Genomic DNA, 15395 nt, shown 5'->3' with positions numbered 1-15395 from the left:
GAGATGTGTAGGATCCTGAGACCGGAGTGCGCTTGCGCGCCGAAAACGCCGATCTGGGCCCGTCTCCTGTGCGAGAGACCGCCGCTCTGCCCCGGCGGACAGCGGGGCGGGCGGAAACCGCAGCAGGGGGCGGGCCTGGCTGGCACTTCGCGGTGGGGGCCCCGCTGGTCAATGAGTCGAACGGCGAAAGGGCCAAAAGAAGGCCGACTGGCGATCTTGGCCTCTCCGAGGTTTCTCGCCTCGAGCCGGTCCGCTTCTCGCGTGCCGCGTGGCGCCGCAGGGCAGGAATCCCGGCGGTTTCTACGGCCGTCACGCGCCGGCGCCGCAGGGCGCTCGCCTTGTGTTCTCTGAGGTTTCTTCGGAGATCTCGTGTCTCCGTCGGGGCTCGGCGCCGGTCGCGCGCGGCGCTGCCAGGAGGTGCCCGCGTCAGCTGCCGCGGCGGTGCGGGACGCTGCAGGCCCTGAACGCCTTCTCGAACAGCTCGAGCGAGCGGGAGATGCTCGAATGCACCCGGCGGATCTCCTCGGCGGAGGTGGTCGCGAGCTTCACGATCTCGAGCGCCTCGCGCGGGTGGGCATCATCGTAGTTCGCATGCGCGGCGAGCCACGTCAGCGACTTGCTCCCCTCGCCATAGAGCTTCGTAAAGCTCGGCAGCACCACGCGAGAACACTCGCCGATGACCCCCTCGATCGCATAGTTCACCGCGCCGACCGCCTCCGCGAGGGAGCCGCGGTAGGACACCGACCAGAGCCACTCGAAGAGCGACGCGATCTCCGGGCTCGGGCGGTGGCTCGTGATGTCCGAGGTGCTGTGCCCGTGCCACGCCGCCCAGTCGAGGTACCAGCGCACGTGCAGCGCCTCGACCCGGATGTTGCCGATGAGCCAGTCTCGCACCAGGGAGTCGCGCGGCGACTGGCCATAGGTCGTCTTGGCGAGGCTGAGCCCCATGTACTTCGGGAACGCCTCGACCACGCAGAAGAACTCCCGGAGGAGCCCCTTCCACATCTCCTGATCGACCGGCTCCGTCATCGTTTGCGCGATCGGCGGCGTGTAGACCGCGGCCTTCCACTGGTCGGCCAGAGATTCGAGCATGTCCTCGACCCAGACCGGGTGCGGCGTCGCCTGAAGGCTGTCCTTGACTTCCTTGTGCCGCTGCGAGCGAGGTGACAGCATGAAATTACCTGTAGGGTTGCTGGGTCAATCTGCCTCGCGGCTGCCCGCCGGATCTCTACCCCACCGAATCCCCGCAGGCTGACCGGTCAGCGGCCATCAGGAGACAATCCGCAGAGCAGGCACGATGCTGACCCCGAGCACGAAGGACGAGAGGGGCAGCGCGAGGACCTCACCATGGGAGGCTTCGTATACATGTGTCCCGCCTGCATCCAGTTTGGATCAAGGTGAAGGAGCAAGTCAATAGACAAACGAGGGCGCCGCCGCAACGACAAGAGGGCCGATCTCGCTCAGGTCGCTCACCATACGACCTCGGAGAGGCACTCCGTCGCGCCGCGGAACCGGCACCGCTGGTGGGTCACCTTGGGGGTGGATGCACCGCACAGGAGGAGCGCCTGCTCGACCCAGCCGCAGACGCCTTCTCCGCAGTTCATCGCGGAGGGCCCCTCGTCGTCCCCGGTCGGGCCTGTGATGGTCAGCACCCACTCCCGCGGCTTCACCATGCGCGGGAAGACCTTCCCGGAGTCGAAGTAGCGCGACCAGAACATTCCAGTCCGGGCGACGATCGTGTCGGGCATGGCGATCGAGAGCGCGAACTTCAACACCGTATTGAGGTCGCGATCCGCGACGTAGCGGGCAAACCGCTTGAGCTCAGCGGTTTGGTCGCTCGCAGTCCGCGCGTGCGTTCGCAAGGCGCGGTTCCAGACGCCGATCGGATACCAGCTGCTCGCGAGCAGCGGCTGAGAGAGTACGTCCCGGTCTGACTTGGGCAGCGACGTCACCAGGCGCTCCCATGCACCGGCGTCGCGGGTCGTCGTGACGAACGACCGGAGGTTGACCAGCAACGTTCCTTTGCATCTACCGGCGGGGATCGAGGTCTTGGTCTTCGTCTCGTGCGTCTTCATCGCGGCGAACCTACGGCGGGAAGGCCCCGGCGAAGCTGAGCCCGATCGGGGGCGCGGCGCACGTACCCTCGGGCGGGAAGGCCTGCCCGGGAGCACATCGTCGGGGCAACTCCAGGAGTCGTGGTTGTACCTTGCAGGGGAGCGTGAGTCGGGCTCGATGGCAAGAGATGATTACGTGGGAGCAGCCGTGCGACACGAGCCGACGTGGCCCTGCGCAAGATCACGCCGGTTGTCCAGCTCTCCTTTCGACCCGAGACGCCTGACCCCCGGCGACCGCCGCAGACGTCAGCGCGCGCAATGGTGTGATGCGCATTACGTGATTTCGCGCCGCGCTCGTCGGTCGTCGTGGCCGTCGACGGGCGCTCGTCCCGGTGACGGGCGCTCGCAGCGGCGACGGGCGCTCGCGGCGGGGGCTGCGCGTCGCCTGCGGCGGCGCTGCGTCTGGCAGTTGCCGTCCTCCCCGAACCTCGGTACCCCTACGCCCATGAGCGAACCCACCACGGGCCGGCCCGCCGCCGGCCACGCGGAGCCCGAGCTGCCGCACATCGACGTCGCCGAGCGCGGGGCGCCGCGCGACGGCCGGCCGCAGGTCATCGACGGCCGGCTGTTCATGCAGCTGCTCGTGTTCCGTTGTCCCGGCGACGCCGATCCGGCGGAGCTGACCCGCGCAGCCGGCCAGGCGCTCGCGTCGCAGCGCGTCGGCGCGGTCGTCTACGAGGACATCAACGATCCGCGCGGCATCGCCGTGCTCACGTGGGCCGAGGACCCCGCCGTCTTCGTCCAGACCGTCCGCCCGGCGCTCAACCGCAGCGAGCTCCGAGCCCTGGAGCTTCGCCCCGATTTCACGATGCTGGGGCGCACGTACTCGACCGGCTACGAGCAGGATCTCGACTTCTGGCTGCTCCGGCGCCCGGCGGAGACCGTCTTGAACCCCGCCTGGCCGTGGGCGGTGTGGTATCCGCTCCGCCGCAGCGGCACGTTCTCGAAGCTCGAGGGGCGCGAGCAAGGGAGCATCCTGCGCGAGCATGGCATCATCGGCAGGGCCTATGGCGCCCAGGACCTCGCCCACGACATCCGCCTCGCGTGCCACGGCCTCGACGCCCGCGACAACGAGTTCGTGATCGGGCTCGTCGGCAAGGAGCTCCACCCGCTCTCCCACATCGTGCAGACGATGCGGAAGACCCGCCAGACCTCGGAGTTCATCAGCCAGATGGGCCCGTTCTTCGTCGGCCGCGCCGCCTTCCGCAGCCCGGGCGGCTGACGGGGCCGCTCCCTCCCTCTCAGCCGATGCCGGCGAGGCCCGAGAACGCCAGGGCCAGGGCGTCGAGCCGCATCGCCGCGCGGGCCTCGGCGTCGCCCAGCGGCTCGTCCGCGGCGACCTCCTCGCGCACGTCGAAGTAGAACTTGATCTTCGGCTCCGTCCCGCTCGGGCGGGCGATGAGCCGGCTCCCGTCGTCGAGCTCGTACACGAGCACGTTGCTCGGAGGCAGCACGAGCGGCTCGACGAGGCCGTCGCTCGTGGTGCGCGTGCGCGCCTCGAAATCGCGCCACGCCACCACGGGGACGCCGCCGATCGCGGCCGGCGGCCTCTTCCTTAGCGCGTCCATGATCGCCGCGATCTTCTCGAGGCCGTCGACGCCGCGCAGGGTGTACGCGCGCTGCCCGCTCCTGTAGAGGCCGTATGTGCGGGTGATCGCCTGGAGCTCGTCGAGCAGGGTCCTGCCCTCGGCCTTGCGCACCGCCGCGAGCTCGGCGACCAGCGCCGCGGCGCTGATGCCGTCCTTGTCGCGCACGACCGGGCCGACGGTGTAGCCGAGCGCCTCCTCGAAGCCGAACACGAAGCGGGCGCCGGTCGAGCGCTCGATGTCCATCGCCCGGTTGGCGATCCACTTGAACCCGGTCAGGGTCTCCTCGTAGTGAACCCCGAGCGCCGCGGCGATGACGCCGAGCATCGGGGTCGAGACGCAGGAGGCCAGCACGAGCCGGCGCTCGTCCGCGCCCTGCGCGCGCCCCTCGGTGAGCAGGTAATGGCCGAGGAGCACGCCGACCTGGTTGCCCGTGAGCTGCACGTACTCGCCGTCAGGGCGCCTCACCGCCACGGCGAGCCGGTCGACGTCGGGATCGTTGGCGAGGACGAGGTCGGCGCCCTCCCGCTTCGCGAGGGCGAACGCCAGGTCCATGGCGCCCTTCTCCTCGGGGTTCGGGAACGCGACCGTGGGGAACGCGCCGTCCGGCTCGGCCTGCTCGGGCACGCTCGCCACGCGCGTGAAGCCGGCCTCGCCGAGCGCCTGGCGGACCAGGCGGTTGCCGACGCCGTGAAGAGGCGTGTACACGATGCAGAGGTCGCGATCCCCGTCCCTCCGCACCGCGAGGCCGCGGATCGCGTCGAGGTAGCTCCGCTCCAGCGCCTCGGGGAAGTCGCGCACCAGCCCGCGCCTCCTCGCCTCGTCGAGGGGCATGCGGGGGACCTGATCGGCCGGCGGCGAGGCGTCGATCGCCGTCGCGATGCCGGTGTCGTGGGGTGGGATGATCTGCGCGGCGTTGTCCCAGTACACCTTGAAGCCGTTGTATTCGGGCGGGTTGTGGCTCGCCGTCACCATCACGCCCGCGGCCGCGCCGAGGTGGCCGACCGCGAACGCCGCGATGGGCGTGGGGCAGGGGACGGGCGAGAGGTGGCTCGGGATGCCCGCGGCGGCGAGAGCGCAGGCGGTGTCCTCCGCGAACTCTCGGCTCATCCGGCGGCCGTCGTAGCCGATGACGACGCCGGCGCTCCGCGCCTTGTCGCCGATCGCTTCGAGGAGGTGACGGGCGAGCCCCGCGGTCGTGCGGAGGATGACGGCGCGGTTCATCCGGCTCTCGCCGGCCCCGAGGACGCCGCGGATGCCCGCGGTGCCGAACTCCAGCGGGCCGGCGAAGCGCTCGGCGAGCTCGGCGCGGGCGCCGTCCTCGCCCGCCCTGGCCGCGTCGATGAGCCGGCGCAGCTCGCTCTGGGTCTCCGGATCGGGGTCGTGGGCAAACCAGCGTTCGGCGGGCTCGAGGACGAAGTCGTGGCTCACGCCTGGTATTTAGTTCACGCCGGCCGTGGTTTGCACCACGAGCGCGCGATTCAGCGCGGCGGCAGCGCGGGCGGCGACCGCCGCGCGCCGGCCCGCCCGGCCGGCGCCGACGTGGCCGGCGGCTCCCGGCCAGCTCGGCCCGCTCGGCCGAGCGTCATCCCGCCTTCTTGCCGGCGGCGAGCGCCTCGGCGAAGCGGGTGTCGTACTGCCCGCCACGGAAATCGCCGTCCCCCAGGATCTGGCGGAGGAACGCGAGGTTGGTCGCGGCGGGCCCGGCCGGACCGGTGAGCTCGAGCGTCGTCTCGGCGAGCGCTCGGTCGAGGCGAGCGATCGCCTCGTCGCGCGTCGGGCCGTGGGCGACGATCTTGGCGAGCAGCGGGTCGTAGAACGGCGTCACCTCGAGCCCCTCGGCGACGCCGGTCTCGATCCGCAGGTCGTCGCCCGCGGCCGGCCAGCGGAGCGCGGTGATGCGGCCCGGCTGGGGGGCGAACTTCTTCGCCGGATCCTCCGCGTAGAGGCGCGCCTCGACGGCGTGGCCGCGGTAGGTGTGGCCGAGGACCTCCGGCGCGAGCGGCTCGCCCGACGCGATGCGGATCTGGTGCTCGACAAGGTCGAGCCCGGTGCACATCTCCGTGACGCAGTGCTCGACCTGGAGCCGCGCGTTGACCTCCAGGAAGAAGAGCTCGCCGCTCTCCGCCGCGACGAACTCGACGGTGCCCGCGCCGACGTAGCCGGCGGCCGTCACGACCCGGAGGGCGCTGGCGTGGAGCTCCTTCCGGCGGGCCTCGCCCGCCGCTCCCTGGAAGAACGCGGCCGGCGACGGGGTCTCCTCGACGATCTTCTGGTGCCGGCGCTGCGCGCTGCACTCGCGCTCGCCGAGCGCGACGGCGCCGCCCTGGCCGTCGCAGAGCACCTGCACCTCGATGTGCCGCGGGCGCTCGATGTATCGCTCCATGTACACGCGCGGGTCCCCGAACGCCGCGCGGCCGCGGTCGGAGCACGCGGTGAGGGCGCGCGACAGCTTGCCTGGATCGGTGACGACCTGCATGCCGATGCCGCCGCCGCCGCCCGCGGCCTTGACGAGCAGCGGGAAGCCGAGGCTCTCGGCGGCGCGCTGGGCGGCCTCGACGTCGGCGGGGTCGACCGGACCGCCCGTGCCCGGCGGCGGGAAGACGTCGGCCGCGCGCGCGTGATCCCGCGCGCGGATCTTGTTGCCGAAGGCGTGGAGCACCGCAGGCGGCGGGCCGATGAACGTGACGCCGGCCTCTACGACGGCCTCGGCGAAGGCCTGGTTCTCGCTGAGCAGCCCGTACCCGGGGTGGATGCCGTCGGCGCCCGTCGCGCGGGCCGCCTCGACGATCGCATGGATGACCAGGTAGCTGTCCCGGACCGGCGGTGGCCCGATGCGCACCGCCTCGTCGGCCAGCGCGACGTGCGGCGCGCTCGCGTCCGCGTCGGAGTACACGGCGACCGTCGCGATCCCGAGCCGTTTGCAGGTCCGGAGGATGCGGCAGGCGATCTCTCCACGGTTGGCGACGAGGATCTTCTTCAGCACGGGCGACAGCTACGCCCCCGCGCGGCGGCGCGTCAAGACGCCCGCTGCAGGCGGCGCTCGCTCGCGCGCTCCCGGGGGGCGGCGCGCGCGAGCGTCAGCCGAGCGCCCGCCGCACCTTCGGCTTGGCCCCGAGCAGCACGAGCTGCCCGCAGGCCGCCGAGACGTCGTCGCCGCGCCGGCGGCGAACGAAGCAGGAGTACCCCGCCTGGGTGAGCACCTCCTGGAACGCTGCCACGCGCTCCTGGGCCGGCGGACCCAGCGAGGAGGCCTCGATCGGGTTCATCGGGATGAGGTTGATCTTCACCGGGAGCCCGCGCAGGAGCTTCGCCAGCCGGCGCGCCTCGGCCGGGTCGTCGTTCTGCCCGGCGACGAGCGTGTATTCGATGGTGATGCGCCGGCGCCGCGGCAGCGGGTAAGCGCGCAGCGCCGCGAGCAGCTCGTCGAGCGGGTGCTTGCGGTTGATGGGCATCAGCGCCGAGCGGGTCGCGTCGTCCGCGGCGTGCAGCGAGATCGCCAGCGCGATCTGCCCGCCGAAATCCGCGCCGAGCCGCGCGATCTCGGGCACGAGGCCCGACGTGGACACCGTGACCCGCCGCGTCGACAGGTTGATGCCCTCCGGGTGCGTGAGCAGGCGCAGCGAGCGAGCGGTCGCCTCGTAGTTGTGGAGCGGCTCGCCCATGCCCATGTACACGACGTTGCGGAGCTCCTCGCCCTCCTCGAGCATCGCCCGCCCGAGGAGCACCTGGCCCGCGATCTCCTCGGCCCCGAGGTGGCGCTTGAGCCCCGCCACGCCGCTCGCGCAGAAAGTGCACCCCATGGCGCAGCCGACCTGCGTCGAGATGCACTGGGTGACGCGGACGCGCGGCGCGGCGCCCGCCTCCGCGGCCGCATCGTCGTCCTCGTCGTCATCGAGCGCCGCCGCCGCGTCGGCGTCGAGCTGCGCCTGCGAGCCGGGGCCCGACACCGACGGGAGCAGGACCGTCTCGATGGTCGCGCCGTCGCGGAGGCGCAGGAGCAGCTTGCGCGTGCCGTCCTCGGAGCGATGAACCCGCTCGGGCGCCAGCACCTCGCCCAGCCCCTCCGCGGCGAGGTGCTCGCGCAGCCGCGCCGGGAGGTTCGTCATCGCGGCCGGATCGAGGACGCCGCGGCGATGGATCCACTGGAATACCTGCTTCGCCGTGAACGACCGCTCTCCGCGGGCAGCCAGCGAGGCCGACCACTCTTCAGGCAGCCGGGCGACGGGGTGAAGCGGCGTGGAGCGCACCTGCCTGGCCTACTGCGCGCCGCCCCCAGCGGCAAGGGGGGGAGCACGCGGGCGGCCAGGCCAAAGCCTCAACCGCTCTGGCTCTCGACCTGTGGCGCCGTGAGCTGCCCGTCGCGCTCGCGGCGCGCGCGCGTCCGGCTGGCGGCCTCGAGCACCTCGCGGGTGTAGCGCTCGAACGCCTCGGCCCGGTGCATCGCGGTGTGCTCGGCGAAGACGCGCTGCCTTGCCCGCTGGCCCACCGTCAGGCGCTTGTCCTCCTTCATCTCCCTGAGCTTCCGGAGCACGTCCTCCGGCGAGCGCACGAGCAGGATCTCCTCGCCCGGCTGGAAGAACGTCTCGATACCCGGCCAGGTGTCGCTCAGGACAGGGGTCCCGCACGCGGCCGCCTCGAACAGGCGCGCGCTCGGCGACCACCCGGACTCCACCATCGCACGGCGGGTCAGGTTCAGCGTGAAGCGCTGGGAGTTGTAGAAGATGCGGTGCTCGTCCGGCGGGAGGTGCTCCGTCCGGGAGACGTTCTCCGGCCATGCGAGCGACGCCGGGTACTGCGCGCCCGCCACCGCGAAGCGCCCGCGGCGCATGCGCCGCGCCGGCTCGAGGAGGAGCCGCTCGACGGCCGCCTGTCGATCGTCGCTGTAGGTCCCGAGGTAGCCGAGATCCCAGCGCATCGGCGCCGGCTGGGGATGGTAGACGTCCGTGTCCGCCGAGCAGTAGAGCGCCCGCGGGCGCACCGCGCCGTGGCTGCGCTCCAGCCGCTCCAGCGTCGGGCCCCCCGTCGCCGACAGATAGAGATCATACCGCGGGATCAGCGCCGGCGTCAGGTACGCGTGATCCCCGTGCGCCAGCCGGCCCAGCGTGACGGGCGTGTCCAGATCGTAGAACGCGGCCTTTCCGCGGGCCTCTTCCGTGATCCATGCCCCGACCGTCGCCCCTTCCGGTACGAAGGAGCCGACGATCACGAGATCGGCTTCGCGCACGGCGCGTGAGAATCTATCGCGGAGCTCGGTAATGCTCGAGTACTGCTCGGTCGTGCCGTAAGGCGGGTTGGGCAGGTCACGGTGCTGATCGTAGATGGGGAGGTTCCGCTCCAGAAAGAGCACCCGGTGGCCGCGCGACGCGAGCGCCCGGAGGAGCGCTCTGTACGTCGTGGCGTGGCCGTTGCCCCACGAAGACGTGATGGAGAGCCCCAGGAAGACATAGCGGTAGGTAGTTGTCGTCATAGCGTGGTGGCGGCAAGGGTTGAGAGATCCCGGACGGCGTGCCGGCGCCGAATGCGCCGGTCCCGAGGTACACCGCGGCGGCCCCGGAGAGGCGAAAGACGCCTCGCGGGCAGATGCGTAACGTGCGTAACGTGCGTAGAACGAGCGGCACGCCGATCCAGTTGCCCTGGCGCCGCGCGAGAGGGCGCGGCGACGAGCGCACCCGGGATTAACATGCGTGCTCACCCTCTGCAATGCTGTGAGATGCAGTTTCTTGATCGAAGGTGCGTATTCCTCGTCAGACGCCAGGCGGTAAGGCCCGCCCTTTTCCCGTGACGACGAAGCGCGCGAAATCGCCGCTTGCTCCGGGATAACGCGGCTCGTTCGGGTAAAGCACCCGACGGCGACCGTCCTCGCATCGCAGAGGAACCGGCCTGTGCGGTAAACGCTGTTCGGAAGCGATGATGGTGAGAAAAAGAAGGACGTTGTCGCAATGGTCGGTGACGGCTGCTGGTCGAACGGAGCGTCGACGGGGAGCCCTGCTCCGGAACGCCGGGGCAGCGCTGGCGAAGCGCCGCCCAGGCCGGCGCGCGCTGTCGGGCGCGTACGCCGCGGAGCGACGGGGCCTGCGGGCGCGGCCGGCGGCAGGGGATTCCGCCGTCCAGCTGCGCTCGCCGGCGAACCGGCGGCCTCGGCCGGGCAGGGGCGCCTGGCCTCGCGGAGAAATCGGCTGGGGAGGCAGGAAGGCAGGAGGCGCGCGGCGCTGTCCGGGTGCCTTCCTGTCGGCGCGGGGACGCTGCGGTGGAATCGGCAGGCCGGGTGTCCAGCCTTCAGCGGCGGTGGGGCCGCGCGAGGGCCGTCGAGACGTTCAGGTGGCGGGGCTCAGCGCCTGCCAGCCCTGGATCACCTCGGCGATGCTCGCGAAGCGGCGGTCCGGGCTGTGCGCCAGGCCCCTGTTCACGAACACCTCGATCTCCCGGTCGACCGGCGGAGGCATCAGGCTGCCCAGGCGGCGCGGCGGCGTCCTCGTCTTGAGATCGGCGAGCATCATCAGATTGCGTGCGGCGTAGGGGAGCTCGCCGGTGAGCGCGTGAAAGATCACCGTCATGGCCGCATAGAGATCGGCCCGGTGATCCACCGTCTTCCCCTTCGTGAGCTGCTCGGGCGGAGCGAACCTGAAATCGCCGAGACACCGGCTCGGTAACGTCGGCGCCGCGTCGGAGAGCCCGGGAGGGAGCTTGCACGAGCCGAGATCCAGGAGCGTCAGCCGCTCGCCGTCAGGACCCTGGTCGAGGAGCACGTTCGTGGAGCTGATGTCGCGGTGGATGATGCCAATCTCGTGCAGCTCGGCGACCGCCGACCAGAGCTGCTCGCCCAGCGGGTGAACGTCGCTGAACGGGAGCGGCCCCTGCCGGGAGATGCGCTCGCTGAGGAGCTCCCCCTCGCGCAGCTCGAACACGAGGAGAGGACCGTGCGCCGGGTCCTTGCCGCCGTCGAGCGAGGGCAGTGTGTGCGGGCCCCGCAGCCGCTCGCACGCCACCGCCTCTCGCCGGAAGCGCGCCTCGGCCTCGTGCTGGGGCATGCGCTCTGGCGTGTTGAACACGCCTCCCGGCTCCTGGCGCACCGGGGGATCCCCGAGCACCTTGACCGCGACGCGCCTGCCGGTGCTCGCGTCCTCGGCGCTGAACACCTCACCGAGGCCTTCGCGGCGGAGATGATGTACCACGCGGTAGCGCTGGAGCAGAACGGTTCCGGGCACGATTGACAAGAGCGGCCTCCTTCGCTTGACAAAGGGGGTCCAGCGCGTTCCGGTCGCCTCCCCCCTCTCCCCAGACAAGCTCATTTATCACGCAGACGCGACAGAGGAAGCGCCGCGCGCGGCGTCCCACGACGAAGGGCCCCCGCGCCTCGTTTTCCGGTTCCGGGGCGCGCCTTCCGGGGCGCGCCGCTTCACGTCGGCCGCCCGTCGCGCCCGTGGTCGCCTGGACGAAAGAGCCGCCGGGCACGGGGCGGGGAAAAATGGGGCGCGGCCCGCGGGACAACGGGGCGAAGGCGGTCCGGGGAGCCGGAGCGCTGGCCGCCCGCCGAGGCGCGTCGCGGCGGCGGGAGCGGCCAGCGCCTGGGCCACTGCGGCCGCGCCGGTGTCGGCGGCTGGGCCGCGCCGGGGGCCGCCGGCGCTTCGACGCTGCAGAGTTGCCCCTGGCCGCGCTCTCTGGTGACGATGCGCACCTGAGCGCGGCAATCGGTGGTGATTGCATGACGGCGGCGGCGCCTCGCGACGCCCGCTCCCGGTGACACGCCCGTAACCCCGAACCGCTGGCCATTCAGGTGAACTTCGCGTAGCTCCCACACAGGGCGGACGATCCGGAGCGACGGCAGGCAATGCGAGCGGGAGACGTCATCGACGGCCGGTTCGAGATCATGGAGCTCGCGGGCGCCGGCGGCATGGGCCACGTCTTCCGCTCGCGCGACCTCAAGACCGGCGAGACCATCGCCCTCAAGGTCCTCCAGAACGCCGCCTCCCAGGACTCGAACCGCCTCGCGCGCGAGGCGCAGGCGCTCGCCACGCTGCGGGTGCCCGGGGTGGTCCGGTACATCTCGCACGGCCGCACGGAGCACGGCCACCCCTACCTCGCCATGGAGTGGCTCACCGGCGAGACCCTCTCCCAGCGCCTCGCCCGGCAGGCGTTCACCCTGGAGGAGAGCCTCAAGCTCGCCCGGCGCGTCGCGACCACCCTCGGCTCCGTGCACCGGCTCGGCGTCGTCCACCGCGATCTCAAGCCGAGCAACCTGCTCCTCGTCGGCGGCGCCATCGACCGCATCACGCTCATCGATTTCGGTGTCGTCCGGCTGTCCGGCATCGACCAGCAGCTCACCATGCCCGGCGCCATCCTCGGCACCCCCGGCTACATGGCGCCGGAGCAGGCCCGCGGCGAGGCGCACGTCGACGCGCGCGCCGACGTCTTCGCGCTCGGCTGCCTGCTCTACAAGTGCATCTCGGGGCGCGCCCCGTTCCGCGGCGCGCGCGGGCTCGCCGTGCTCGTCAAGGTGCTGATCGAGGAGCCGCCGTCGCTCCGGTGGCTCCGCGACGACGTGCCCGAGGCGCTCGACGCGCTGGTCCAGCGGATGCTGTCGAAGTCGCCCGAGGGGCGGCCGAGCGACGGCAACGCGGTCGCGATCGAGCTCGCCGGGCTCATGGATCCCGCGGCGATCTCCGTCCGCCCGCCCGCGATCTCCGTCCGCCCGCCGGAGCTCACGACCGGCGAGCGCAAGGTGATGTGCCTCGTCCTCGCGCGCGACGGCCTCTCCGCCGCCGAACCGTCCCTCCCCGAGGTCGACGAGCAGGCGCGCGCGCAGGCGCTCTCGACCACGGCGGCGCGCTACATGGGCCGGCTCGAGCTCGTCGACGCGCGGCTGCCGCTCGTCGTGCTGTCCGGCGCCGGCGCGACGACCGACCTCGCGGCCCGGGCCGCCCGCTGCGCGCTCGCCGTCCAGGCGCTCCTCGGCGGCGCGCCGGTCGCGGTCGTCACGGGCAGGGCGGAGATCGCCTCGCGCATGCCGATCGGCGACCTCATCGACCGCGTGGTCCAGCTGCTCCCCGAGGGCCGAGCGACGTCCCGCGCGCCGGCGATCCGCATCGACGAGGTGACGGCGGGCCTGCTCGGCGCGCGGTTCGAGATCACGTCCGACGGCGGCGACCCCTGGCTCCACGGCGCGCGCGAGGAGCCCGAGGCGGCGCCCCACGTGCTCGGCAAGCCGACGTCGTGCGTCGGGCGCGAGCGGGAGCTCGCGCTGATCCGGGACGAGCTCGCCCGTTGCATCGAGGAGTCGACCCCGAGCGTCGTGCTCGTCACGGGGCCGGCGGGCATCGGCAAGTCGCGGCTCCGCCACGAGCTCGTCCGCGCGATCCGGGAGGACGGCGAGCCGGTCGAGGTGTGGCTCGGCCAGGTGGATCCGATGAGCGCCGGGTCGGCCTTCGGCCTGCTCGCGCACGCGCTCCGTCGGGCGATCGGCCTCACGGACGCCGATCCCGTCGAGGAGCGGCGGCGCAAGGTGCGGGCGCGCGTCGAGCGGCACGCGGCGCTCGACGCCGCGCGGGTCGCGACGTTCCTCGGGGAGCTCGTCGGCGCGCCGTTCCCGGACGACGACGTGCAGCTCCGGGCGGCGCGGCGCAACCCGATGCTCATGGGCGATCAGCTGCGCCTCGCCTGGGAGGACTTCCTGCGCGCCGAGTGCGCGGTGCAGCCGGTCCTCCTCGTGCTCGAGGACCTGCACTGGGGCGACCTGCCCACGGTCACGATGGTCGACGCCGCGCTCCGGAACCTGAAGGACCAGCCGTTCATGGTCATCGCGCTCGGCCGGCCCGAGGTGCACGAGCTCTTCCCGAAGCTGTGGGACGAGCGGCGCGGGCACAAGCTCCGCCTCGCGGGGATCTCGCGCCGGTCGAGCGAGCGGCTCGTGCGCCAGGTGCTCGGCGAGCGCGAGAGCCCGGCGCTCGTGGCGACGCTGGTCGAGCGCGCGGACGGCAACGCCTTCTACCTCGAGGAGCAGATCCGCGCGGCGGCGGCGGGCAAGGGCGTGGACCTGCCGGAGACGGTGCTGGCGATGGTGCAGGCGGAGCTCGACGCGCTCGACGTGGGCGCGCGGCGGGCGCTGCGGGCCGGGGCGATCTTCGGCGAGACCTTCTCGCGGAGCGGGGTCGCCGCGCTGGTCGGCCGGGCGGAGGTCGAGCCGCTGCTCGCCGAGCTCGAGGTGCGGGAGCTCATCGTCCGGCGTTCTGTGGAAGGCGCGCCGGAGGCGGCCGAGTACCGGTTCAGGCACGCGCTCGTGCGCGAGGCGGCGTACGGGATGCTGACCGATCACGATCGCCGCCTCGGCCACCGGCTCGCCGGCGAGTGGCTCGAGCGGACGGGCGTGGCGGATCCGATGGCCCTGGCCGAGCATTTCGAGCGCGGCGGCGAGCCGGCGCGGGCCGCGGCGGCGACCCTGCGCGCGGCCGAGCAGGCGCTGCTCGGGAGCGACCTGGGCGCGGCGATCGAGCGCGTCGAGCGCGGCATCGCGCGCGGCGCCTCGAAGGCGACGGCCGGGGCGCTGCGGCTCTGCCAGGCGGAGGCGCACCTCTGGCGGGGCGAGTTCGCGCTGGCGGAGCGGCGGGGGACCGAGGCCCTGGAGCGGCTCGCGCCCGGGTCGGCGCCGTGGTTCTCGGCGCTCACGCAGGTGATCCTCGCGGCCTCGAAGCGCGGCAACCACGACCAGGTCGAGGGCCTGCTGCGCCTGGCGCAGGGCACCGAGGCGCGGCGGTCGGCGCGCCCCGCGCGCAGCGTGTGCCTGTGCGCGGGCGCCGGGCGGCTCGTGTTCGGAGGGCGGTACCAGCTCGCGGACGAGCTGCTCGACGGGATCGAGCAGGACGCCGAGGAGACCGAGCAGGAGGTCGAGGTGCTGGCGCGGCTCCACGAGGCGCGCGCGTACAGGGCGATGGCGGTCGGCGATCCCGGCGCGTGCCTCGCGGGCTTCGAGGCGGCGCTCGCGGCGTTCGAGCACGCGGGCGATCGCCGCAACGCCTGCTGGGCGAGGAACAACCTGGGCTCCTGCTACGCGGAGCTCGGCGATTTCGAGGGCGCCGACGCGGCGCTGCGCGCGTCGCTCGCGGACGCGGAGCGGATGGGCCTGTCGGACGTCCGGCTCGGCGCGCTCCTCAACCTCGGTCCGGTGCTCGCGCAGCGGGGCCTCGTCGAGGAGGCGCGGCGGACGGCGGAGGAGGCGATCGCGACCTCCCAGCGCCTCGGCGACGCGCGCGGGGAGGGCGCCGGGCGGGCGTGCCTCGCGAGGATCGTGCTCCAGGCGGGCGATCTCGGGGGGGCCGAGCGCGAGGCGCGCGCCGCGGTCGCGATCCTGTACGGCGCGCCGCCCTTGCGGGCCTTCGCGTACGCGGTGCTCGGGCGGGCGCTGCTCGACGCGGGGCAGGCGGTGGACGCGCTCGCGGCGACGACCGAGGCGCTGTGCCTGCTGGAGTCGATGGGGGCCGAGGTGGGCGAGTCGCTGGTGCGCCTCTCGCACGCCGAGGCGCTCTCGGCCTGCGGCCACCGGCGGGAGGCGATGATGGCGATCGCCTCGGCGCGGGAGCGCCTGATCGAGCGGGCGCGGAAGATCGGCGATCCGGTGTGGCGCGGGAAGTTCCTCGGCAATGTGCCGGACAACGTGGCCACGCTCGAGCTGGAGCGGACGTGGCTGGAGGCGTAGGGGCCT

At 72.8% G+C, this 15395-nt stretch carries 9 protein-coding genes; 2 read left to right on the top strand and 7 right to left on the bottom strand.

Features of this window, described 5'->3' with window-relative positions; all coding sequences use genetic code 11:
• Positions 1 to 426 precede the first annotated feature (426 nt).
• Both WMF27_RS24020 and WMF27_RS24015 read right to left on the bottom strand, forming a co-directional pair.
• A complete protein-coding gene (locus WMF27_RS24020) occupies positions 427 to 1173 on the bottom strand; it encodes a TenA family transcriptional regulator (protein ID WP_437766550.1) in 747 nt (248 codons plus the stop codon).
• Positions 1174 to 1469: 296 nt separating this feature from the next.
• Positions 1470 to 2075, bottom strand: coding sequence for a hypothetical protein (locus WMF27_RS24015; protein WP_012237471.1), 606 nt, complete (start codon positions 2073 to 2075; stop codon positions 1470 to 1472).
• Positions 2076 to 2559: 484 nt separating this feature from the next.
• Here WMF27_RS24015 and WMF27_RS24010 point away from each other — a divergent pair, with 484 nt between their 5' ends.
• Positions 2560 to 3336: a chlorite dismutase family protein gene (locus tag WMF27_RS24010; RefSeq protein ID WP_437766551.1), complete on the top strand. Its 777-nt coding sequence runs from the start codon at positions 2560 to 2562 to the stop codon at positions 3334 to 3336.
• Between the two features lie 19 nt (positions 3337 to 3355).
• Here WMF27_RS24010 and WMF27_RS24005 read toward each other — a convergent pair whose 3' ends face one another.
• The 5 genes from WMF27_RS24005 to WMF27_RS23985 form a co-directional block, all read right to left on the bottom strand.
• Positions 3356 to 5131, bottom strand: coding sequence for a phospho-sugar mutase (locus WMF27_RS24005; RefSeq protein ID WP_437766552.1), 1776 nt, complete (start codon positions 5129 to 5131; stop codon positions 3356 to 3358).
• A 154-nt stretch (positions 5132 to 5285) separates the two neighbouring features.
• Complete coding sequence (locus WMF27_RS24000) at positions 5286 to 6686, bottom strand: acetyl-CoA carboxylase biotin carboxylase subunit (protein ID WP_437766553.1); 1401 nt, start codon at positions 6684 to 6686, stop codon at positions 5286 to 5288.
• A gap of 94 nt (positions 6687 to 6780) precedes the next feature.
• Positions 6781 to 7950: a 23S rRNA (adenine(2503)-C(2))-methyltransferase RlmN gene (gene rlmN, locus WMF27_RS23995; protein ID WP_437766554.1), complete on the bottom strand. Its 1170-nt coding sequence runs from the start codon at positions 7948 to 7950 to the stop codon at positions 6781 to 6783.
• Between the two features lie 68 nt (positions 7951 to 8018).
• Complete coding sequence (locus WMF27_RS23990) at positions 8019 to 9170, bottom strand: CgeB family protein (protein ID WP_437766555.1); 1152 nt, start codon at positions 9168 to 9170, stop codon at positions 8019 to 8021.
• An 847-nt stretch (positions 9171 to 10017) separates the two neighbouring features.
• Positions 10018 to 10908: a serine/threonine-protein kinase gene (locus WMF27_RS23985; protein WP_437766556.1), complete on the bottom strand. Its 891-nt coding sequence runs from the start codon at positions 10906 to 10908 to the stop codon at positions 10018 to 10020.
• Between the two features lie 623 nt (positions 10909 to 11531).
• Here WMF27_RS23985 and WMF27_RS23980 point away from each other — a divergent pair.
• Entirely contained in the window at positions 11532 to 15389 is a 3858-nt protein-coding gene (locus WMF27_RS23980; RefSeq protein WP_437943003.1) for a serine/threonine-protein kinase, read from the top strand.
• The last annotated feature ends 6 nt before the right edge of the window (positions 15390 to 15395 follow it).

Origin of the sequence: Sorangium sp. So ce281 (assembly GCF_051527395.1) — a bacterium.
In the GTDB taxonomy this organism is placed as follows: Bacteria; Myxococcota_A; Polyangia; order Polyangiales; family Polyangiaceae; genus Sorangium; species Sorangium cellulosum_B.
Note: the sequence above shows the minus strand (reverse complement) of the source record. Positions and strands in the feature narration are given on the sequence as shown.

Excerpts from the sequence above, each read along its gene's own strand:
- WMF27_RS23980 (WP_437943003.1), top strand. The coding sequence starts at position 11,532 with ATGCGAGCGGGAGACGTCATCGACGGCCGGTTCGAGATCATGGAGCTC.
- WMF27_RS24020 (WP_437766550.1), bottom strand. The coding sequence starts at position 1,173 with ATGCTGTCACCTCGCTCGCAGCGGCACAAGGAAGTCAAGGACAGCCTT.
- WMF27_RS24015 (WP_012237471.1), bottom strand. The coding sequence starts at position 2,075 with ATGAAGACGCACGAGACGAAGACCAAGACCTCGATCCCCGCCGGTAGA.
- WMF27_RS23990 (WP_437766555.1), bottom strand. The coding sequence starts at position 9,170 with ATGACGACAACTACCTACCGCTATGTCTTCCTGGGGCTCTCCATCACG.
- WMF27_RS24010 (WP_437766551.1), top strand. The coding sequence starts at position 2,560 with ATGAGCGAACCCACCACGGGCCGGCCCGCCGCCGGCCACGCGGAGCCC.